This is a genomic window from Dyella sp. M7H15-1 (genome assembly GCF_004114615.1).
Lineage (GTDB): Bacteria > Pseudomonadota > Gammaproteobacteria > Xanthomonadales > Rhodanobacteraceae > Dyella_B.
The window spans coordinates 2,173,829-2,196,804 of record NZ_CP035300.1 but is presented as its reverse complement, the minus strand read 5'-3'; the positions used below and the strand labels follow the sequence as shown (position 1 = coordinate 2,196,804).

At 57.7% G+C, this 22,976-nt stretch carries 14 protein-coding genes and 1 pseudogene; 9 read left to right on the top strand and 6 right to left on the bottom strand.

Translation table 11 applies throughout. The features are described from left to right. The first annotated feature begins 117 nt into the window (after window positions 1-117). From EO087_RS10240 to EO087_RS10220, 6 genes and pseudogenes are all read left to right on the top strand, one after another. Window positions 118-2,751 (top strand): ShET2/EspL2 family type III secretion system effector toxin, encoded by a 2,634-nt coding sequence (locus tag EO087_RS10240; protein ID WP_128898780.1) that lies wholly within the window; start codon window positions 118-120, stop codon window positions 2,749-2,751. Beyond that, window positions 2,732-2,866, top strand: a pseudogene (locus EO087_RS16760) (IS1595 family transposase); the annotation flags it as partial. The gene EO087_RS10240 and the pseudogene EO087_RS16760, both read left to right, overlap by 20 nt. A gap of 451 nt (window positions 2,867-3,317) precedes the next feature. Continuing rightward, on the top strand, window positions 3,318-5,402 hold the full coding sequence (locus EO087_RS10235) for a ShET2/EspL2 family type III secretion system effector toxin (protein WP_164931813.1): 2,085 nt from the start codon (window positions 3,318-3,320) through the stop codon (window positions 5,400-5,402). A gap of 164 nt (window positions 5,403-5,566) precedes the next feature. Further along, the gene (locus tag EO087_RS10230; protein ID WP_128898778.1) at window positions 5,567-6,091 is read left to right on the top strand and encodes a SycD/LcrH family type III secretion system chaperone; all 525 of its coding nucleotides are present in this window, start codon (window positions 5,567-5,569) and stop codon (window positions 6,089-6,091) included. Window positions 6,092-6,201: 110 nt separating this feature from the next. Then, the gene (locus EO087_RS10225; RefSeq protein WP_128898777.1) at window positions 6,202-7,191 is read left to right on the top strand and encodes a hypothetical protein; all 990 of its coding nucleotides are present in this window, start codon (window positions 6,202-6,204) and stop codon (window positions 7,189-7,191) included. Window positions 7,192-7,267: 76 nt separating this feature from the next. Next, window positions 7,268-9,343 carry a hypothetical protein gene (locus EO087_RS10220; protein WP_128898776.1) on the top strand — a complete coding sequence of 692 codons (2,076 nt, stop codon included), beginning with the start codon at window positions 7,268-7,270 and terminating at the stop codon, window positions 9,341-9,343. Window positions 9,344-9,527: 184 nt separating this feature from the next. Here EO087_RS10220 and EO087_RS10215 read toward each other — a convergent pair whose 3' ends face one another. The 4 genes from EO087_RS10215 to EO087_RS10200 all read right to left on the bottom strand — a co-directional run bounded on the left by EO087_RS10215 (window position 9,528) and on the right by EO087_RS10200 (window position 14,131). Next, the gene (locus EO087_RS10215) at window positions 9,528-10,679 is read right to left on the bottom strand and encodes an AGE family epimerase/isomerase (protein WP_128899896.1); all 1,152 of its coding nucleotides are present in this window, start codon (window positions 10,677-10,679) and stop codon (window positions 9,528-9,530) included. A 62-nt stretch (window positions 10,680-10,741) separates the two neighbouring features. Next, entirely contained in the window at window positions 10,742-11,719 is a 978-nt protein-coding gene (locus tag EO087_RS10210; RefSeq protein WP_205744345.1) for a carbohydrate kinase, read from the bottom strand. A 25-nt stretch (window positions 11,720-11,744) separates the two neighbouring features. After that, on the bottom strand, window positions 11,745-12,974 hold the full coding sequence (locus EO087_RS10205) for a sugar MFS transporter (protein WP_240669196.1): 1,230 nt from the start codon (window positions 12,972-12,974) through the stop codon (window positions 11,745-11,747). 107 nt (window positions 12,975-13,081) lie between these two features. Then, window positions 13,082-14,131: a LacI family DNA-binding transcriptional regulator gene (locus tag EO087_RS10200; RefSeq protein WP_128898773.1), complete on the bottom strand. Its 1,050-nt coding sequence runs from the start codon at window positions 14,129-14,131 to the stop codon at window positions 13,082-13,084. 220 nt (window positions 14,132-14,351) lie between these two features. Here EO087_RS10200 and EO087_RS10195 point away from each other — a divergent pair, with 220 nt between their 5' ends. From EO087_RS10195 to EO087_RS10185, 3 genes are all read left to right on the top strand, one after another. Further along, window positions 14,352-16,133, top strand: coding sequence for an ATP-binding protein (locus EO087_RS10195; RefSeq protein ID WP_343132817.1), 1,782 nt, complete (start codon window positions 14,352-14,354; stop codon window positions 16,131-16,133). A gap of 11 nt (window positions 16,134-16,144) precedes the next feature. Then, window positions 16,145-16,591 (top strand): response regulator, encoded by a 447-nt coding sequence (locus EO087_RS10190; protein WP_128898772.1) that lies wholly within the window; start codon window positions 16,145-16,147, stop codon window positions 16,589-16,591. A gap of 118 nt (window positions 16,592-16,709) precedes the next feature. Further along, window positions 16,710-18,287 (top strand): response regulator, encoded by a 1,578-nt coding sequence (locus EO087_RS10185; RefSeq protein ID WP_205744344.1) that lies wholly within the window; start codon window positions 16,710-16,712, stop codon window positions 18,285-18,287. A gap of 32 nt (window positions 18,288-18,319) precedes the next feature. Here the strand turns inward: EO087_RS10185 and EO087_RS10180 are convergent, their stop codons facing one another. Both EO087_RS10180 and pgmB read right to left on the bottom strand, forming a co-directional pair. Then, window positions 18,320-19,756, bottom strand: a complete 1,437-nt coding sequence (locus EO087_RS10180; RefSeq protein WP_128898771.1) for a sigma-54 dependent transcriptional regulator — start codon at window positions 19,754-19,756, stop codon at window positions 18,320-18,322. A 147-nt stretch (window positions 19,757-19,903) separates the two neighbouring features. After that, window positions 19,904-22,969, bottom strand: a complete 3,066-nt coding sequence (pgmB, locus tag EO087_RS10175; RefSeq protein WP_240669017.1) for a beta-phosphoglucomutase — start codon at window positions 22,967-22,969, stop codon at window positions 19,904-19,906. Window positions 22,970-22,976: the final 7 nt, after the last annotated feature.

Here is a 22,976-nt window from a genome sequence, read left to right as displayed (position 1 = left end):
TTCTCACCTGCGGCGAGTGATGGCGAGACAAGCTTAAGTTAGTGCCATTGACCTTAGATGCGTGATATGGGGAATCAGGAAGATATTTAATCCAAGAACTAGCTGTGAGATGAACATATGGAAGGCATCAATCGTTTTAAGTTTCCCCCGCAAACCGATGCGTTAATCGCGCGGGAAGACACCGTGCCTCAGGAGACGGTAGAGGGTCACGATCGGAAGGTCGTCAGGGGTCCAGCCCTCGTCACGGACCACGCCGAGGTTATGGCCTTTCGGGGTGCCGCAGTCACGGCGAAAGGCAATGCGACCGTGTGGGCCCATGCAGACACAACGGTAAATGCCTTCGATAAGGCCGTCGTACACGCGCATTGTTATTCGACGGTTAATGCGCAGGGCGAGTCCACTGTCATAGTGCGTACGGATTCGCACGTGACAGTGGGTGCGCATGCCACCGCGGTGCTCGAAAAAGACGGTACGCAACTTCACGCGGAGGAAGGCGCTGTCGTGCACTTGCCGGATGGCACCGTGGTGGCGGTCACCGGCGATACGGACTTAACGCTAAAGAACGGGACGCTGACGGTAAACGGCGGTTCGGTTCGGGTGGTCAAGCCAGGCGAAGGCACGACGATGATCCGCACGGTTAGTCCCCCTCCTGGACACCATGCGGCGTTCCCTGTCTATAACTTTTTTGTGAAACGAGCGGACCTGCCGTTTGATAAAAGCGTGCCGTATCTGTCTAAAAAGAACGCGTACCCGCCAAAGAACCTAAACGGCGACGTCGCCTTTCCCACACCAGCCGACTCACCGCTGGAAGTCATCGTATGCCGCCACTTGGCGGCCCAATATCTCTACGACTGCTTGCATGATGACGCCGGCAAAGTCGACTTAAACCATTTCGAATCGGTCGAACAAATCGCTCAGCATGTGCCCGAAAACGGGACCGAAGCCGATTATGAAAATATGCGGCGCAATGCCCAGGAAGCGCACCTGATCAAAACTGATCATTTGGGTAAGTTGCTGATGGAGCAATTCGAAAAGATCGAAACCGAAAACACGTCGTCGGCAGGCGCCGGTGTTCGAGGTTTGCTGCTCGAGTCGACCAACCATTCGATGGCCATTCGACTGCGGGTGAAACAGGATCGGGATGACCCCAACAAAAAAATCTATGTCGTCAAGTTTTATGATCCCAACATGACGGACACCACCGTACGCTGCGAGGTCGATGACTTAAGCAAGTTGAACGGCCAGACCTTACGACAATATATCGACGGGGATGGCCAGCATAATCCGCGCTATCAGGATTATTTTAGTGGCGGTGAGGACTGTGCGATAGTGCGTGTGTGCAGCCATCAGGCCACTGAGCAACCGCCGTTGCAAACAAGCCAAGGGAGGGCGTTGACCAGTCGCTGTGAAGAACTTTCGCCAGCGATGATGTCGCACCTGCTGGCTGGCAACTTCTCGGTGGATCTGGCCGGCCTGTCCGAGGACTTCGCCAAGTTAGATATGGAAACGCAAGTAAGGCTACTCGCTGCAAAAGATGCGGACGGCACATCGGGGCTTTTCATGGCCTTGCAAGATGGCCATGCCGAGGCGATCCGTGCCTACGGAGAACTCCTGAAGCAACTACCCGAGGAAGCCCGAGCCCGGGTCCTCGCCACGCTGCTTGAAGCAAAAGCTGTGGATGGTACACCGGGGCTTTTCATGGCCTTGCAAGAGGGTCATACGGAGGCAATCCGCGCCTACGGGGAGCTGCTCAAGCAATTATCCGAGGAAGGCCGAGCCCAGTTCCTCGTCACGCTGCTTGAAGCAAAAGATGCGGACGGTATACCGGGGCTTTTCAAGGCTTTGCAAAAGGGTCGGGCCGAGGCAATCCGCGCCTACGGGGAACTCCTCAAGCAACTACCCAAGGAAGGCCGAACCCAGTTCCTCGCCACGCTGCTTGAAGCAAAAGATGCGGACGGTATACCGGGGCTTTATATGGCCTTGCAAAATGGCCATGCGGAGGCGATCGGCGTCTACGAGGAACTCCTCAAGCAACTACCCGAGGAAGTCCAGACCGAATTCTTGGCCACGCTGCTCGAAGCAAAAAATGCGAAGGGAACACCGGGGCTTTGTATGGCCTTGCAACAGGGTCATGCCAAGGCGATCCGCGCCTACGGGAAACTATTCACGCAACTAGCCGAGGAAGTCCAGGCCGAATTCCTGGCCACGCTGCTCGAAGCAAAAAGTGCGAAGGGAACACCGGGGCTTTTCATGGCCTTGAAAAAGGGCCATGCCAAGGCGATCCGCGCCTACGGGGAACTCTTCAAGCAACTACCCGAGGAAGCCCGAGCCCGGGTTCTCGCCACGCTGCTTGAAGCAAAAGATGCGGATGGTACACCGGGGCTTTTCATGGCCTTGCAAGAGGGCCATGTGGAGGCGATCCGCGCCTACGGGGAGCTGCTCAAGCAATTACCCGAGGAAGGCCGAGCCCCGTTCCTCGTCACGCTGCTTGCAGCAAAAGATGCGGATGGTACACCGGGGCTTTTCATGGCCTTGCAAGAGGGCCATGCGGAGGCGATCCGCGCTTACGGGGAGCTGCTCAAGCAGTTACCCGAGGAAGCTCGAGTCCAGTCCCTCGTCGCGCTGCTTGAAGCAAAAGATGCGGACGGCGCATCGGGGCTTTCCATAGCCTTGCAAGAGGGCCATACCGAGGCGATCCAAGCATATGAGGCATTACTCAAGGAGTTGATGCCTGCAACGCTATCTGCTTGAGTTCTGCTACTGCTTCAGCCGTCGCTTTGATCTGGTTGGGTTGATGCCATGGCGCATTGTGGCCGCAGCGAATACGCCATTTCTGCACTGCCACCTCGCAACCTTGGATGCGTGATATGGGGAATCAGGAAGATATTTAATCCAAGAACTAAACTAACCATGACATGAACATAAATCCCTTTAATCTTTCCCCGCCCAGCGATTCATTGAGCTCGCAGGAACACGCTGTACCGCAAGAAACGGTACAAGGCTGCAATCAGAAGGCCGTCAAGGGTCTAGCCCTGGTCAAGGATCACGCGCGGGTGACGGCCCAACGGGGTTCCGTGGTCACGGTACAAGACGATGCGACCGTATGGACTAATCCAGGCGCAACGGTGAATGCCTTTGGTAGGTCCACCGTACACGCGCATCGCGATGCGACGGTTAATGCGCAGGGTGAGTCCACCATCATGGTGTATCGGCATTCACACGTCACGGTGGGTGCGCGCGCTACTGCGATGTTCAAAGAAGACGATACGCAACTTCACGCGGCGGAAGGCGCTGTCGTGCACTTGCCCGATGGCGCCGTGGTGGCCGTCACCGGCGATACGGACTTAACGCTAAAGAACGGGATGCTGACGGTGGACGGCGGTTCGGTTCGGGTGGTCAAGCCAGGCGAAGGCATGACGATGATCCGCACGATTAGCCCCTCTCCCGGACACCATGCGGCGTTTCCTGTCTATAACGATGAGGTGCAACGACCGGACCTGCCGTTTGGTAAAAGCGTGCCGTATCTGTCTAAAAAGAACGCGTACCCGCCAGCGAACCTAAACGGCGTTGCCACCTTTCCCACACCAGCCGGCGCGCCGGAGATAGACATCGAATGCTGCCACTTAGCGGTCCAATATCTCTACGACTGCTTGCATGATGAAGCTGGCAAAGTCGACTTAAACCCTTTCGAATCGGTCGAACAAATCGCTCAGCATGTGCCCGAAAATGGGACCGACGCCGATTATGAAACGATGCGGCGCGATGCCCAGGAAGCGCACCTGATCAAGACCGATCATTTGGATAGCTTGCTGATGGAGCAATTCAAAAAGATCGAAAGTGATTCTCCGAGTGGCGCGGGTGTGCGTGGCCTGCTAGTCGAGTCGAGCAACCATTCGATGGCCATTCGGCTGCGTGTGAAACCGCATCCGCAGGACGACAACAAAAAAATCTATGTCGTCACGTTTTATGATCCCAACATGACGGACGCCACCGTACGCTGCGAGGTGGATGACTTAAGTAAGTTAAACGGCCAGACCTTACGGCAATATATCGATGGGGATGGTCAACATGATTCGTACTACTCATCCTATTTTAGGAACGATGAGGATTGTGCGTTAGTGCACGTGTGCAGCCCTCAGGCTGCTCAGCAACCGCCGTTGCAAACAAGCCAAGGCAGGGCATTGACCAGTCGCTGTGAAGGACTTTCGCCAGCGGTGATGTGGCACCTGCTGAGTGGCAACTTCTCGGTGGATCTGGCCGGCCTGTCTGAGGACTTCGCTAAGTTAGATGTGGAAACACAAGTAAGGCTACTCGCTGCAAAAGATATGAATGGTACGCCGGGGTTTTATATGGCCTTGCAAGAGGGTCATGTCGAGGTGATCCGTGCTTACGGGGAACTACTCAAGCAACTACCCAAGGAAGCTCGAACCCAGGCCCTCGTCAAGCTTCTTGAAGCAAAAGCTGTGAACGGCACACCGGGGCTTTTTATGGCCTTGCAAGAGGGTCGGGCCGAGGCAATTTGCGCCTATGGGGAACTCCTGAAGCAACTACCCGAGGAAGCCCGAGTCCAGTCCCTCATCACGCTGCTTGAAGCAAAAGATGCGAACGGCACACCGGGGCTTCTTATGGCCTTGCAAAACGGTCATGCCGAGGCGATCCGCCCCTACGGGGAACTCCTCAAGCAACTACCCGAGGAAGCTCGAACCCAGTCCCTCATCACGCTGCTTGAAGCAAAAGCTGTGAACGGCACACCGGGGCTTTTTATGGCCTTGCAAAATGGCCATGCCAAGGCGATCCGCGCCTACGGGGAACTCCTCAAGCAATTACCCAAGGAAGACCAAACCAAGTTCCTCGGCACGCTGCTTGAAGCAAAAGCTTCGAAAGGCACACCGGGACTTCTTAGGGCCTTGCTAAGCGGTCATGCCGAGGCGATCCGCGCCTACGGGGAACTCCTCAAGCAATTACCCGAGGAAGTCCAGACCGAATTCCTGGCCACGCTGCTAGAAGCAAAAAATGCGCAGGGCATACCGGGGCTTTTCATGGCCTTGCAAAAGGGCCATGCCGAGGCGATCGGCGCCTACGGGGAACTCCTCAAGCAATTAACCAAGGAAGCCCGAGACCAATTCCTTGTCACGCTGCTTGAGGCAAAAGATCTGGACGGTACACCAGGGCTTTTCATGGCCTTGCAAGAGGGCCATGCGAAGGCGATCCGCGCCTACGGAGAGCTGCTTAAGCAATTACCCGAGGAAGCTCGAGTCCAGTCCCTCGTCACGCTGCTTGAAGCAAAAGATGCGGACGGCATATCGGGGTTTTCCATAGCCTTGGAAGAGGGCCATACCGAGGCGGTCCAAGCATATGAGGCATTACGTGAGGAATTAACCGCACTCAAGATGCTTGAGTAAATCCTTCGCTTGTGCTGAATGAAGTGTGACCTGATTATCCCGAGGCTTCAGCTCAGGTGTTTGCCGGATGGCGCCGGTTGCCACGGATGCTCAACATTGACAAGGTAAGCCTTGGTGGGCTGCGTAAAAAATGTAAATGGCAAGCTTAAAAGGTTGGTACGCAAGTGAATGGTACGCAAGTGAACGAAGCATCAGGCATGACCATCTTAAAATCGATGCCGGTGCAAGATGCCGAAGTCTTACTGCATTGGTGCCGGGAAATTATAGAAGGCCGCGGAACGCTGGCCTCTTTGCGTGGCTTAAGCGCTTCGGATCTGGAAGCGGTCTATCGCCGCGCTTTTGATGCGTGGCATGCGGGTGACTGGCAAGCCGCCACGCGTGATTTTGCCTTTCTTGTCATACATCAACCCAACGATCCAACGTATATGTTTGCATTGGGTTACGTATTTCATCAACAAGGTGAATACAAGCATGCGCTGAACTTCTATACGCGTGCCATGTTTATGCAGCAAAGCAATCCGCGCGTTATCTATCGAATGGCACAGTGCATGCAAGCGCTTGGTGAGATCAATGGTGCGCGTGATGCTTTGGATATGGTGATTACCTTATGCCACGACCGTAATGAGAATAGCCGGGACGACGTTCTGTTAGCCTGCGCAAAGAGTCTTTTGTTGGAAATAAATAGTTAGAAGTAATTATTATGCATTCGGTAAATCCTAGTCCGCGCAACTCACTTAATCCTTCAGGGCCATCTACCCATTACGGTTCTACTTCTTTGTCTACGGGCTCTGGTCAGTCCTTGCAGGTCGATCAGCGTCATGACGTTGCGGGTTTAGTGATTCCTTCTTCTTCTTCTTCTTCTGAAAGTGAGGTTGCGATCCAGATATCTGGGGGAAGGGGTGACGAAAAGTGCTGCGGCTGTACGAGGCAAGAACGCGATTTTTTAATAAGGCTCGGCACGCTTGGCGTAAACGCTGCGATGGTAGGTGCCGCTTATTTCGCCCTTGGTAGCACGACCACGGAGTCACTAACCGTGGCCGAGGTCATTACTCCAGGCATGTTGACTGGCATTGCGATGGCGGATGTCGGACTCGCTATCGCCAATCTATGTAAAGATACTCCATTTCCATGCGGCTCGGATTCGCTCGGTAACATGATTTATGGCATGGCCCAGTGCTTTACCAACGACGAATCAGCGCAAAAGTATGGAACATATGGGGGGGGCGCCTTTCGTATTGTAGCTTGTGCTGTTGAAGCGACTGTTCCCGCGTTTGAAATGATGAGGCAGGTCGGCACTACGGCTAGTAAAATAAGTGCCGCATGTGCGATGGTAGGCGCTGCTGTGAATGGAATGGCGACCTTCGCTTCCACTGCCGAATCCAAGGAAGCTGAGGAAAAATCCGAAGCTTTGATCAAGGAACAGGAAGCGACTATTACGGAATTTAGCAATCAGAACACGAAATTAATCGGTGATAAAAAAGACTTGCGCGGTAAGAATAAAGACTTACGCGATGAGAATAAATATTTGCGCAAGGATATTGACAATAAGAATGCGAAGATCAGTGCTGAAGTAGAACGGAACAGCAAACTCGGCAAAGAAAACCAAGAGCAAGAAAGCAAGATTGAGCGTCAACATCAAACGATCTCTAGTCAGAAAGAACAGATCGATAAGATGAGCGACGAGTACAAGAATCTTCAGGAAAAGTTGGCGGAAACTGAGGCCAAACTTGCGACACTTAGTAAGGCCGGTCATGATGAAGCAATCGGGAAAGGGGCGCCCCCTCCTTAGCGGTATTCGTTAAATGGGGAGATAATGTAAATTGTAATGTAAATGGTTCAGACCATCCTTTAGGAGTCTTAATTGCGTGAAAAAGCTTAATAGAATTTCATTGGCGCTGGCGTGCGCCGCTTACTGTTCGGTGGGTGCCGTCTATGCGGCTGATACACGTCCTGACGTGGACATGACTATTTTCAATAATACCAGTCAAACCATGTATCCCGTGGTGAGAAATGCGAGCTCCGGCCAAGAAAAGCGCATCTATGTTCATGGCGCAAACGGTGTTGCTGCCAACAGCCAGGCTACCGTGACCATTCCCGGTGATATGGGCGATGCCGGACAAATTCTTGTATTTAGCCAGGCGCCTACCAATCTGCCACAGGAGCCAAGCGCGGCGGATCTTGAAGCGCATGGCTCGAAAACCCCGCATGGGAATGTTGTACTGATTACGCCCACGCCGGATGCTTTTCGCGAAGATCATCCAAATCAGTTGATGGAATACACCATTGATGGTGGAAAAGACGCCGGATATATTGATTATGACTATTCTGGCGTGAATCACTTAAGTCTACCTGTCACGCTGCAGGCTACGGATGACAATGATGTGGCGGTCATGGGATATTCGGGTACCACCAGCTCAGTTGCTGATATGCAAGCAAAGCTGCAGAAGCTCGTGAATGGCACTTTGACGGGTCATTATTTCTCCAACGACAAAACGGTGGGCTGGGACTTCTACCAACAAGACGTGGGTGCGCTGATTAAGATCCCAACGGCTTATAACAGCTTTGTCTTGGCGGATTCATCATCATATCTCGTCAATCCACCCAAAAACGGTACCATGTTGGTTACCTCTATTGACGGCCAACCCATTGTAGGTACGCCGTGGGTGTCCGACGTACTCACTGAGCGTTGGCTAGCGTGGTTGAACGTGAACAATGGCGCCGGTCATTTCAACGTACCTGCGGCAGATGGTGTCGAGCAGGTGGTTGTGCCAGGCCAATTCGCCACCGGTTGCCAAGGCGATACGTTCTGCAATGATTTTGCTAAGTCCGTGCAGAAAGTGTTCGCTGCCGCGGCGAGCAATCTGCAGCAGCGGGGTGTGATTTCCGGCGTTGACAATTTTGCCAGCGCTAAAGTCGTCATTGAAAATTTGCTGGGTTACAACTTTTCTAGTGATCCGACACTGCCCAATTATCTGCCGGACGACATCCGCGACACTTACAAGTCCATCATGCGCGGTGTGCCGACCCCTGCCGATGAGAAAAACACGGAGCTGCTGCATCCTGATCCAGCCGGCCCGAACGCCAAGTACAACCTTAATGTCATCGATTGGTTTGTGCATAAGGTGATGGGCTTTTACGGCTACGGCTTCTCCATTGACGATGATCGAGCCAATATCCGCTCACCAGGCACCCGATTGATCATGACCATTGGTGGCTCGAAGGGGCTGTCGTATGACGAAATGTTTAATCCTGACCAGCAGCAGGTTGTTATTTTCGGTGCGGGTTGGACTAACATTTCGAGCGGAAGTCAGGGTGAGCCTGGCGCATTGAGCGGCTGTAAATTGGATGGCAATGGTGCTGCCTCGTGCCCTGTCGGCATTGATGGTAAACACACAGACGGTGTCTTCAATCATGTCGTCGCCTCGTTGGGCGATGCCTCCTTGTCGGTGGATGTAGTTCCTTCCAGCACGGGGCTGGATTTCAAAAACTGCGCCATTAGTCATAATGACGACAATAAGATCGGGCCCGATATTTGTAGTGTCATTAAGCCGGACGCCAATAATCCATTTATCTTGGTCATCCCCAATCCGGGTGCCGGTGGCGGTGGCGGTGGCGGTGGTACTCAGGAGAACTTGGCCTTTGCAAATGGATGGCAAGCATTCAGTAGCGTCGACAAGGTTTGCGCATTGAATGACAAAGTCAATGGTAGTAACGCCCCCAGCAACAACATTGGAGGCACGCCAGGTTCGATCGGCTTCACGCAACCCAACGGCAGTACGTGCACGTTCAGAGGTATTGACGTGAATAACAACCGTTTCACCTATACGCTGACATCCAGTACGGCAACCTGCACGGTGGATGCTACAAAGAGTCCTTGCCGGACACCTCCCGCGGCATACCAAGGCCTGATCGTGCCGGATGCGGCATCTGAACTACCCTAGGCGCTTCCACACGTCTTAGGTTCCTTTTGGCCCTTGGTCTTTGACCAAGGGCTTTTTTTATTTATTCACTTCACCGTAAACGTGTTGTTGGGGTTTGCACCTCAACCTACGCGGATCGCGTTGCAAGACTGGCCCTCTTCAGACATGGATAACCGGAACTCTGGCGCAAGCAACCCGAATCGGGTTACGGCGTTCCACCCGCACGGATCAGTGCTATTACTTCGTAACATGCACCCATGGTGTGATAGTCCACCTTGCCGGCGGGGCTTTTTTCATCGTTGTACTTCTTGTTGTCCTGGGTAAGGATGCGGTACCAGGCGCCGTATGGGTGATCGATGAAGTGTTCCCAGGCGTAGGCCCAGAGTTTGCCGTACCACTCGTCGTACTTCGTATCGCCGGTGCGTGCGTGCAGCAGTGCGGCGGCAGCCAGCGATTCGGCTTGTACCCAGAAATATTTGTCGCCATCGCAGACGCTGCCATCCGGCGCAAAGCCGTAGCAGATGCCACCGTGTACTGGATCCCAGGCGTGCTTGAGCGCGGTGTCGAACAGGTGTCGTGCGGTAGGTATCAGCCACTTTTCCTCGCGATGGCGTTCCAGCAGCAGTGATTCGAGGATCAGCAGCAGTTTGGTCCATTCGGTCTGATGGCCGGGCTGGAAGCCCCAGGGGCGGAACAGGTGTTTGGGATGGTCGCGGTGGTAATCCCAGTCCACGCTCCAGTCGACCTTGTAGTGCTCCCATACCAGGCCATCGGCGAGCTTGGCCTGGCGCTGCGTCATGGTGTGGGCGAGGGTCAATGCGCGGTCCAGGTAGCGCGGTTCGTCACTGGCCTGATAGGCGGCTAGCATCGCCTCGCACATATGCATGTTGGCGTTCTGGCCGCGGTAGTTGCTGAAGTGCCAGTGTGCGTCGGCTTCGTCACGATACAGATTGGCTTGCGCATCCCAGTAGCGATGTTCAAGCAAGTCCCAGGTTTCGTCCATCCATGCTTTGGCTTCGTGGATGCCGGCCTTGGCGGCGGTGGCATAGGCCAACAGCACGAAGGCTACGCCGTAGCAATGGTTCATGCGGTCTTCGGGTTTGCCATCGCGGAGGGTCCACGCATAACCGCCGGTGGACGCATCGCGATGTGCGTCGCGCAGATAGTGCAGGCCGTGGTATGCGGCCTTGAGGTAATCCTCATGACCAAATTCGATCGCCGCCATCGCGTAGTTGAAGACAAAGCGCGTGCTGCTCACCAGATGGCGATGGTGGGTGTCGTAGAGGGTGCCGTCGTCGCGGAAGTAGTGGAAAAAACCGCCTGCCGGATCGATGCAGCGCGGATGGTAGAACGCCATGGTCTTGGCGATGTGTTCGCGCAGGAAGGCTTCGGAGCGAAAGTTTGGCAAGGGGGGCGTGCTCACGCGTGAATCTCCATGAACTGCTCTACATCGGTGGTGTTTGGCATCGCCGCGAACGAGCCGTGCCGCGTTACGGCGATGGCGCCGCAGGCACTGGCGTAGCGCAGCGCCGCGTGCAGGCGCGGCAGGGTGGCGAGCCAGGCGCCGATGTTATCGCGGGTGATGTGCTGTTCGGTCAATTGATACAGCAAGCCGCCAACGAAGGCATCGCCAGCACCCGTGCTGTCGACCATCGGCACGTTGTAGCAGGGTAGTTCGCCATCCGCGTCTGGGTGATACCAGCGCAACGGGTGCGCGCCGTCAGTCACCACCAACAGGCGTGCGTTGCCGGTCCACAAGCGATCGAGCAGTACCTGTTCGCCATCGACGGCCAACCAGTCGAATTCCTCGGCGCTGAGTTTCACCACATCGGCTTGCAGCAGCGCTGGCCACACTTGCGCACGTGGTTCGCTGCCGTGCGGCCACAGGGCCGGGCGCAGATTGAGGTCGAAACTCACCAGTGCGCCGGCGTGGTGCGCGCGCTGCATGCCTTCCCGTGTTGCAGCAGCCAGGCCTGGGTCGGTCAGGCTGTTGGAGCAGATGTGGAAAACGGCGGTGTCGTCGAAGGTTTCGGCACGGAAATGCTCGGCGCGAAACTGCAGGTCGGCCGACGGCGAGCGGTAAAAGCTGAAGCTGCGCTCGCCGCGCGCATCCAGCGTCACGAATGCCAGTGCTGTATTCGCTTCGCCAGTGCGTGCGACATCGGCGGTATCCACGCCAGCCTGTTGCAGACTGTGCAATAGGAAATCGCCAAAGCGGTCCATGCCCAGCATGCCGGCAAAGCGTGCATGACATCCTAGTTTGGCCAATGCCACCGCAACGTTGGCGGGTGCGCCACCCGCGAAAGGAAGGAAGTGCCGCGCAAAGCCATGGCCATCGCTGCCTTCGCCGTGCATGTCGATCAGGGCCTCGCCGAAGCAGAGGATGGAACGTGTCATCAAGAAATCCCTAGATGCAAGGCGGCTATGGGGCTTGTACGGGGGCGTTGCGAATCTTCGATCCGTTCAGCCCGTAGAAAACGATGTACGCGTAGCACAGTAACGGCAGGAAGAAGGCGTGCTGGATGCCGATCTGGTCGGCTAACAGGCCCTGCAGATAAGGCACCAGCGCCCCGCCGACGATGGCCGCGATCAACAGGCTCGAAGCTTTGCCGGTCAGCGGTCCCATGCGTTCGATGCCAAGTGCAAAGATGGTGGGGAACATGATCGAGTTGAACAGGCCGATCGCGACGATGCTGTACATCGCCACTGCGCCGCTGGTCGTGATAGTGGTGAGCAACAGTAGGATGTTGATGGCGGCGAAGGTCGACAGCAGTTTGCGTGGCGAGAACGCAGCAAGCAGTGCGGAACCCAGGAAGCGGCCTACCATCGCACCGCCCCAATACAGCGACACATAGTGCGCGGCGTTCTGCTCGCTCATGTGACCGATGCTGGGCTGTGAAAGGTAGTTCACCATGAAGCTGCCGATCGATACCTCGGCACCCACGTAAAAGAAGATGCCCAGCACGCCAAAGAGTACATGTGGATAACGGATGGCATGGAGCACGGTGTGCTTGCTGGTATCGGCCTGTTCCGTGCTTTCCGCCAGCACGGGCATGCGGAACAGCCAGACGACTATCGCAAGCAGCACCAGCACTAGTGCAAGGCCGATGTATGGCATCTGCACGGCTTGCGCTTCCTGGGTGCGGTAAAGCATTTGCTGGGTGGCCGAAAGTTCTGCCAATTCGGTGCTGCTCTTCACTTGGGTGGAGAGAATCAGCAGGCTGCCAAACCAGGGGGCGAGAAAGGTGCCGAACGAATTCAGCGCCTGCACCATCGTAAGGCGGCTGGAACTGGTTTTTTCGGGTCCAAGTAGCGCGACATAGGGATTGGCCGCCACCTGCAGCAGGGTAATGCCGGTAGCCAGCACGAACAGCGCACCGAGAAAAGCGGGATACAAGCGCAAGCTGGCGGCAGGCCAGAAACCTACCGAGCCGATCCCGGCGACAATCAAGCCGGCCACGATGCTTTTCTTGTACCCAAGATGGGCTACCACGCGACCAGCCGGCACCGACATCAGAAAGTAGGCGCCGAAAAACGTGAACTGCACTAGCATCGCCTTGGCGTAGTTCAACTCAAACACGGCTTTCAGATGTGGAATCAGGATGTCATTCAGGCAGGTTAGAAACCCCCACATGAAAAACACCGCTGTCATCACGCTCAGTGTCAGCGGGTAATAGGTGTAGCGGTTGTCGGAAGCCGTCGTCGTTGCTGAGGACGGCGCAGTAGGTGCGGTAAGAGCCATGATGAATTTCCAGTAGGTTAGGCGTGCGGTGGACAGCTACTGGCTCTTACCAGCAATTGCACCGGAACAATGGTCTGACGGGGCGAGGCGGAGGGCTCCTGCAAACGCTGCATGATCAGCTCGGCCGCCTGGCGTCCACGGGCGCGAGGAGTGACCGCCAGTGTCGTCAGAGGTGGTGCGCTGACAGCGGCTTCGGCGATATCGTCGAAGCCGGTCAATGCAAAATCGCGGCCTGGCTGCAGTCCGCGTTGATGAAGGCCAAGCATCAGGCCGAGTGCCACGGCATCGTTGTAGCAAACCGCTGCTGTCGGCGCCGCGCCGTTGGCGAACAAGTGTTCACACTGAGCCACCGCATCCAGGCGGTTGGGCATGCATTCCACCATCCAGTGTGGTTCCACTGGCACGCCTGCTGCCTTCATCACTTCGGTGTAGCCGGTGCGGCGTTCCTGGCATGAACTGGAATGACGGTGGCCACCGTAGAACGCGATGCGCTGGTGACCTTGCTCGATCAGATGCTCAGTCGCCAGACGTGCGCCGTGCTGGTTGTCCAGGAACAGGCGATCCCAGTGATCGCACATGCTGACGTCGCCGCTGACTTCGCGGTTGAACAATAGCAACGGTGTTTGCGCGCCGACCGCGGCAAGCACCTGTTGTGCATCGCTGTCTTCCGCCGGCGAGAGGATGATGCCGGCCGGACCGTGCTCCATCAACGAGCCCAGCACCGCGACCTCGCGCTGCGTGGATTCACTGCTGCTACCCAACAAGGTGACATAACCGGCGTTGCCCAACACGTCGTCAACGCCGGCGGCAAATTCCGCGAAGAACGGGTTGGCTAGGTCGTTGAGTACCAGTGCAATGCTGGAAGAGGTGCGCCGGCGTAGATTGGCGGCGGCGCGGTTATAGACATAGCCTTGGCGCCGCAACTCTTCTTCCACGCGGGCGCGCGTGTGTTTGTTGACCAACGGGCTACCCCGCAGGACAAGCGAAACGGTAGCGCGGGAGACGTCGCAGCCCGCGGCGATGTCACTGAGGGTGACCTTGCGGCCGACCGGCGGTGTGTTCCCCATTTTAAGAGTCTGTCCTTACGTAGCTTGATTTTCGATGTTTGGAACGATCCAAATTTACCCGAATCGGCGAAAATGGAATTACGCAGTGCAGCATGCCAAGTACTCTCGGGCAGAGGGAGAGAGGGCATTTTGGACTAGTCAGTAGGGATAAACATGCGCAGAATGCATGCATCATGCCGGAGCGCATGTCGATCAAGGGCCGTCGATGATCCGTGGGAGGGTGCAACAAGTAGCTGCTTTGCGTTGGCGCACCGGCGGTCTGCTGTTTGCCGTAGTGGTTATTGTCGCTTTGCCCCACATGATTACCCGTGGCGGCGCGCAGCAGTCGCTGGCGGCGGGTGAGCTTGTCACGCGCTCGGCCGAGGTGCAGACGCTGGTCTACCGCATTGCCAACCAGACTTACAGCAGCGAATCGGCCATCCAGCACCTGCTGTCGAATGATCCCTATGGCCGCGCGGAGTCGATCGTACAGAACGTCGAGCGGACGGTGGCGGGCCTGCTGGAGCGGCTCCATCGCATGACGATGGATAATCCTGAGCAGGAGCACCTGGTCGATCGGTTCAACGCTGTCGAAAACGGCCACCTTGCTTTGCTGCACCAAGCCTTGCAGCGCTACAAGCAGAACGATCCTATCGGCGCCGAGCAGGCGCTGCGCGACGCGAGCACGCTGTTCCGTATTAATGACATCGCGGACAAGATCGTCGCGAACGCCGAGCAGCAACTGCAGTTGCGGCATGAAGCGGCCAGAAATCAGTCTTACAACAACAGCATGGTGTTAGCACTGACGGCGGTTGCGCAGGTGTTGATGTTGGCGATCGTGGTGGTGGTCTCGGAACGGCAGATTGGCCAGCGCCTGCGCGCCGAAGTGGGTGAGCGTCAGGCGGTGCAGCGTTCGCAAATGATCCTGCAGGCGGTGCGCGAACCGATTGCCTTGCTCGACAATAGTCTGCGCACCTTGTTGGTGAACGCGGCCTTCAGCGAGCTGTATGGGGTATCCGAAGACAGTCGTGCCGAATACCTGGATGACCTCGGCCAGGGCGCGTGGACCAACGGAGTGCTGCAGCGGCGCCTGCGCGACGTGCTGCTGCGCGACCGCGAACTTTGGGATTACGAGCTGAGCCAGCGCACCGTTGACGGCGTCGAGCGTCACGTGGTGATCAATGCACGCCGCTTGCAGCAGCAGGACAGCGAAAGTCCTGCCTTGTTGCTGACGGTCAACGATGTGACCGCGCGTGCCCTGGTCGAACAGCAGGTGAAGGAGCTCAACCAGCAGCTTGAAAGCAAGGTGGCGCAGATTTCCGATGTCAATCGCGAATTGGAAGCCTTCAGTTACTCCGTGTCCCACGATCTGCGCGCGCCGCTGCGGCATATCACGGCGTTTGCACAGAAGTTGGAAACTCACCTGGGCACGGAAGCCGACTTGACCACGCATCACTATCTAGGCGTGATCCGCGATGCATCCCAGCGCATGGCGCAGCTTATCGATGATTTGCTGGTGTTCTCGCGTCTGGGGCGTGGTGCGCTGCGACTGCAGGCCGTGGACATGCATTCGCTGGTTGAAGAGGCGCGCGCGCTGGCTGAATGGGAGGCGCCCGGTCGGCATATCGTCTGGCAGATCGATCCGTTGCCGATCGTCGTCGGCGACGAAAACATGTTGCGCACTGTCTGGCAGAACCTGGTCGGCAACGCGGTGAAATACACCGGCCAGCGCGACACGGCGCAAATCGATATCACCGCGCGTCATGATGATGCCGGCGATTTTGAATTCACCGTTGCCGACAATGGCGCCGGTTTTGATATGCGTTACGTCGACAAGCTGTTCGGTGTATTCCAGCGTTTGCACAAGGCTAGCGATTTTCCTGGCAACGGTATCGGTCTGGCCAATGTGCACCGCATCGTGACGCGTCATGGCGGTCGGGTCTGGGCAGAGGGCGAGCCGGGGGCCGGTGCGCGCTTTCATTTCACGCTGCCGGCGGTGGAGCCGCCGTCAGTAAATGGATAACCATCACTACTATGAAGCACAGTCCATTGCGCACCATCTTGTTTGTCGAGGATAGCCCCTTCGATGCCGAAATGACGTTGGACGCCCTGCGCGAAGCCAACCTGGCCAACCCGGTGACGCACGTGGAGGATGGCGAGGAATGCATGGACTGGCTCTACGCCCGCGGCGCCTTTGCCGGCCGCCAGGGCGATGATCCGCTGGTGGTCTTGCTGGATATCAAGATGCCGCGCATGACTGGCTTGGACGTGCTTAAGCAGATGCGCGCGGACGAACGCTTTCGGCGTACGCCGGTGGTGATCCTGTCATCATCGCGTGAAGAAAGCGATCTTGCGCGGAGCTGGGACCTGGGCGTGAATGCCTACGTCATCAAGCCGGTGGATGTGGAACAGTTTTTTCAGGCGGTTCGCACCCTGGGGCAATTCTGGGCGGTGTTGAACCAGGCGCCAGGGCAGGAATGAGGAGCCAGGCGAGGACAGGTGAGAAGAGCATCGCGGTTTTGGCTTTACTCTCTCTCTTTCCACGCTTCTCCAACCACTCCTGAACTATGATGTTCAGGTTGACCCAGAAGGCTCAGGGATGCCGGACAAGTCCAACCACCAACGATCGTTGCCGCGCATACGTATCCTGCAGGTGGAAGACAGTACGCTTGATGCCGAGCTGATCCTCACCGAATTGCAGGCTGATGGCATCGATTACGACGTTCGCCTGGTCGATGACGAGTCGGCCTTTGTCGACAGCCTGCAGGGATTCCAGCCGCATATCGTGCTGTCGGATCTGAGCATGCCCGGTTTTTCCGGGCAGCGTGCGTTGGAGTTGTTGCGCGCGCACAGCCCGGAAACACCTTTTATCTACGTATCGGCCACGCTTGGCGAAGAAGCGGCCATTGCGGCGCTGCGTGAGGGGGCGACCGATTACATCCTCAAGCAGAACCCGGCGCGACTGGCCAGCGCCGTGCGCCGTGCCCTGCATGAAGCCGAGGAGCAGCGTGCTCGCGCGCATGCCGAGGCCGAACTGATCCGAGTGCAGCGCTTCGAAAGCCTAGCCATGCTGGCCGGCGGTCTCAGCCACGACTTGCGCAATCTGTTGCAACCCTTGTTGCTGGCTGGCGACAGTTTGCTGGATTACCAGGAAGATCCGCGTTTGGCGCGGCTCGGTGAGCTTGTGCGCGACTGTGGCCGGCGTGGCTTGGAGATGGTGCAGTCCATGCTGTCGTTCGCGCGCGGTGCACGTCGTGCCGAACACGTTAGGGCGCGGGCATTGATGGATGCGCTGGCGCTGTTACTGCAGGGAAGCGTGCCGCGCTCGGTGCAGCTCGATATCGAGGTGGTCGATCCCGAGTTGAGCTTTGAAGGCAACCACACCGAGTTGCAGCAATGCCTGCTCAACTTGTGTCTGAATGCGATACAGGCCATGCCCCATGGTGGTGTGCTGCGTGTCGTCACCAACAAGGTGAAGCTGGAGAGCCATTTCTTTCTGGAATACGAAGAAGCCCAGGTAGGCGACTACGTGCGTCTGTCAGTGAGCGACACCGGTCAGGGCATGTCCGAAGACGTGCGCAAGCGGCTGTTCGAACCCTTCTTCACCACCAAGGAGGGTGGTACCGGACTGGGGCTGCTTTCCTGCCGCCGTATCGTCTACAGCCACGGTGGCGTGATGCGTCTGGACAGCATTCCGGGTGAAGGTAGTTGCTTTGATCTGTACATTCCGGTATCGCATCCGGCGGCCGATGCATCGGCTCTTGTCGATGGTGATATCAGCCTGCACGGCAATGCCGAGCATGTGCTGTTGGTGGTGGAAGAAGCCGGGCAGCTCACATTACTGACCGATACACTCGATACCTGGGGCTACGAAGTGCATGCCAGCCAGAGCGGTACCGCGGCCTTGCAGTGGATCGAGGCCTGTGGCCTGCCCGATTTGGTGGTGATGGACGCCGACATGAGCTTGTACACCAGCGAGCGGACTCTTGTTGCGTTGAGTGAATATGGCTACCGCAAGGATGTGCTGGTGCTATGCCGCGCGGATGATCCGCCGATTTTCCAGATACCGGGCCACGTGCGTCGCTTGAACAAGCCGGTAAGCACCAAGGCATTGCTGCAAGCGGTGCGTGATGCGTTGAAGCGGGACTCGAGGCGCGGGACTCGAGACTCGGTTTGAGATCAATGGGGTGCTTTTCGCCGATGAGTCTCTCAATCGATCCCGAGTTTCTTCAGCTTGTAGCGCAATGCACGGAAGGTAATGCCCAGCTTCCGTGCCGCTGCTGTCTTGTTGTAGCGCGACTCTTCCAACGCTTTCATGATCGCGGTGCGCTCAAGATTGCTGATGTAGTCGTCCAATCCCAGCTCGCTGGATGAGGTTTGTGCCGGTGATGCGGCGATGGGCGTGTGCGCGTGGCCAGGCGGTGTGTGATGGGCATTGGCGGCAGCGGCGGCAAGTGCTTCCGTGCCATGGCGTGGTGGACGTTGCGGTAGCATCAGGTCGCTGGCATCGATGCGATCGCCATCGCACATCGCCACGGAGCGTTCGAGGATGTTTTCCAATTCGCGCACATTACCGGGGAAGTCGTATTCTTCCAGTGCCTGGCGGGCTTCTGGTAGCAGGCGGGTCGGCGTGTCGCTCTTGCTTTTGATGGCCAACTGGCGCAGCACGAAGTCAGTCAGCAACGGTACGTCGCCACGGCGCTCGCGCAGCGGCGGCACGCGCAGCTCGATCACGTTGATGCGATAGAACAAGTCTTGGCGGAACTGTCCCTGGTCGACCAGCGAGGCAAGGTTCTTGTGCGTGGCCGACAGGATGCGCACGTCGACGGCGATTTCCTCGCGGGCGCCGATCGGGCGCACCGCCTTTTCCTGGATCGCGCGCAGCAGCTTCACCTGCATATGCAGCGGCAGCTCGGCCACTTCATCCAGGAATAGTGTGCCGCCGTGGGCGGCCTGGAACAGGCCCTCCTTGTCGGCCACGGCGCCGGTGAAGCTGCCTTTGTGGTGGCCGAAGAATTCGCTTTCCATCAACTCGGAAGGAATGGCGCCGCAGTTGACCGGCACAAACGGACCCGTGGCACGCGGTCCCTGCTCGTGGATCAGTCGTGCGACCAGTTCCTTGCCCACGCCCGATTCGCCGGCGATGTACACCGGGGCCTGGTTGCGTGCCAGTTTGCCGATGGTGCCGCGCACCTGTTGCATGATGGGCGAGTCGCCGATCAGGCGGGAGCTGGAGCCAGTGGCTACGCTGCTGGGGCTGGTGCCGGTGCGCTTTTCCTCGGCGAGTTTCAGTGCTGTGCGCACCAGCCGTCGCAACATCTGGATGTCGACCGGCTTGGATACGAAGTCGAAGGCGCCGGCCTTCAATGCGGTCACCGCGGCGTCGACGTTGCCGTAGGCGGTGATCATCGCTACCGGCGTGTCGTCGTAATCGGCGGCAATCAGCTCGATGACTTCCTGGCCGCTGCCGTCAGGAAGGCGCATATCGGTAAAGCACAGATCGTAGTGGTGCTCGGCCAGGGCGCTTTGCGCCTCGGCCACTGTACCGACGGCATGGACCTTCAGGTCCATGCGGCCTAGCGTGATAGTCAACAGTTCGCGGATGTCGCGTTCATCGTCGATGACCAGTACGGTCTGTTGGCTCATGATTCGAAGGCGAGGGTGGGTTGACGTGCAGGATACTCGCCACACTCGCAAGTCGCAAAGCACTGTATGTGTACGTGGTGTCAATGCCCAGGATGACGTAGGAAAAACCGAGTGATCACACGGCAGGCATCCTTGGACTCAGGCAGTTCATGATGTCGCGGTCAATCGGCGGATGTCGAATGCGGCGACGTCCGGCAAAAGCATGTCTGCGTCAGCCAAGGCTTGCGGATGGCCAATGCCCACCGCGGTCATTCCCGCAGAGTGAATGCTGGCAATCCCCGCTGCGGCATCTTCCACGCCGAGGCATTCGCTCGGTGCCAGACCGAGGCCACGTGCGGCGGTCAGAAAAATCTCAGGATCGGGTTTTGCACGGTGGATGTGATGGGCGTCGACCACATAGTCGAACAAATCGGCGATGCCGAGTTTTTCCAGCAAAAGCGGTGCATTGCGGCTGGCCGACGCCAGTGCGATTTTCAAGCCGGCGCGGCGCACGGATTCGATCGCGGCGCGCGCGCCAGGCAACAGGTTGTGAGGGCCGAAGCGTTCGATCTGCTGTCGGTAATACGCGTTCTTGCGCGTCGCCAGCGCTTCTTTTTCCCCTTCGGAGTAGGGTCGTGAAGCTTTTTCAAGCAGGATATCCAGCGAAGCGCGGCGATCGACACCCTTCAATCGTTCGCCAACGGCATCGTCGAACGGAATGCCGATTTCCGCGGCAAGTTTTTTCCACGCGGCGTGGTGGATTATCGCGGTATCGGCAATGACACCATCCAGGTCGAAGATGACGCCCTTTAGCTTGCGGTTGGACGAAATGGACGTCCGCGGCATGTGAAGGGGGTGTCCGGCGTTCAAGGTAAACGGTACGTTGCAGTGCAGGATTTCCACACGGCTGCCTTGCGTAAGTGTGTACGTGACACCGCCAGCATCCACCACTACACGAATGTGCTGCCCCCGCCAGCACAAGCCGAATCGATAGCTGCGCCATGCTGCAGGCAGCATCGGTGCGAAAGCCGGACGCCCATTGACCGGACGCATGCCACCGAAGCCCCACACTACCGCCAACCAGCTACCGGCCATCGCCGCCATGTGCAGGCCATGCGAGGTATTGCCATGCAGGTTGTCGAGATCCACCCGCAAGGTATCGAGGAAGTAGCGATAAGCCTTGTCGGCGTAGCCCACTTCCGCGGCGACGATGCTGAAGGTGGAGGCCGACAGGGTGGAGTCGTGCACGGTGACGCCTTCGTAGTAATCGAAGTTACGTCGCTTGGTGGCCTTGTCGATCGCGTGGCCGGCCAGCACGAAGGCTTGCAGTACATCGGCCTGCTTGCATATTTGGTGGCGGTAGATCGTCAACGGGTGCATCTGCAGCAATAGCGGGCGATGTTCGCGTTCGCCGTGATCGGCGATGGGCAGGCGCGGTTTGTTGAGGAAGCCGTCGTCCTGCGGAAAAATGTTCAATTCCGCATCCACGGGCAGGTACATGGCGTCGGCGGCGGCCAGCCAATCGGCGATTTCTTTCTGCGAAAGATCGATCGCCGTGATGATGCGGGCGTAATCGTGTGGACGCTCTTTCGCCAGTTGCGATGCCGCCGCGGCGGCATGGCGCAGGTGTTGCTGCGCCATATGGTTAGTGTAGTAATTGTTGTCGACCAGCGCGGTGTATTCGTCTGGGCCGGTGACCTGGCAGATGCAGAACGCGTTATGGCGACGCGGGTTGTAGCTGCCGGCGTGCAACCACAGGCGTGCGGTTTCGAACAGCACTTCCGCGCCGCCTTGTGCGAGAAAATCCACGTCGCCGGTGGCATCCACGTATAGTTGTATCGCAAAGGCAATGGCGGCGTTGATGTGATATTGCGCGGAGCCCGAGGGGAAGTAGGCCGAGCATTCGTTGCCGCTGATGGTGCGCCACGCGTAAAGCGCGCCAATCGGGTGATTCATTTCGCGTGCGTGGTTACGTGCTCGATCCAGCGTGTGCACGCGATAATCGAGCATGCTGCGTGCTTGTTCCGGCGAGGTCAACGCCAGTGCGGGCAGGATGAAGGCTTCGGCGTCCCAGAAATAATGGCCTTCGTAGCCTTCGCCGGTGAGGCCTTTCGCCGCCGCGCTGCCGCTACCGTCACGCCCGGTGGATTGCAGGATGTGGAACAGGTTGAAACGCAGGGCCTGCTCGACGGCAGCGTCGCCGTCGATATGCAGATCAGCTTCTTGCCAGAACACAGCGCAGGCGTTGGCTTGATCGGCGAGGTGCGCATCGAAATCCTGCTTTAGCGCGTTCTCCAGGGTGATCGCCATGCTATCGAGCAAGGATGCTTGCGTGTCGCCGCCTTCAGGATGGTTCCAGGCATAAGCGACATATTTTTCCAGTACCACGCTGCTGCCAGGGCGCAGTTCGGCAGCGTAATGCTGCTGCACGCCTTGTATGTCTTCGATGATGGCGCGGGCAAAGCCGAGGCCCGACTCGGGGATGCGATGGCGCTGGCCGCTGGCGAGCCGGATGTGGCTGTTTTGGGTGCGCTGGCAGATCGACGCAAGGGTGTGGTCCGCATCGGCGATGGTCATACTCAAGCCGCCGGCAACGTGTGCGCCCATGCGCGGATCATCGCCTTGCTCGGTAGCTTTGCTGTTCGCTATCAGCGCCGATTCGAGGGCGATCGGACCGCTGTAGTCGATAGAGGTGACGCGGTAACGGATACAGAGCAGATGGGGTGTGTGCAGGGGAACGATCCGTTCCGCGTTGATCCGCAGGGTGACACCTGTGGGGGAGCGCCACTGCAGCCTGCGTTGCAGGCAGCCGGCGCGCAGGTCCAGCGTCTGTTCAAAGTCCAGCCATTCGCCTTCGTCGAGGTCGACCGGGGATTCGCCAAGCCGCAGCCCGATACGCGTGCCATCCGGCACCGGGATGCGCGTATCGCTGGTGCGGGCGAAGCCAGGAAAGCGCTCGTGGTACTCGATCGGAGTGCGCTCCCACACGCTGGTCAGAAAGCTGCCCTGGGTTGGACTGAACTGTTCTTCCAGGCCACCGCGCACGCCTAGCATGCCGTTGGCCAGGGCAAACAGGCTTTCCAGCGTGGGTTGTTCGATGACCATGGGGCGATGCGTGTGCATCAGGCGCCACGGATCGGTGGATCCTTGGTGTGCCGGGTCCATGGCGATGGCTGGCGCATCGTGACTTGGCACGCCTTCACTCCTTGGCATCTTCTGCTTGATCTTCTTCATCTGAACT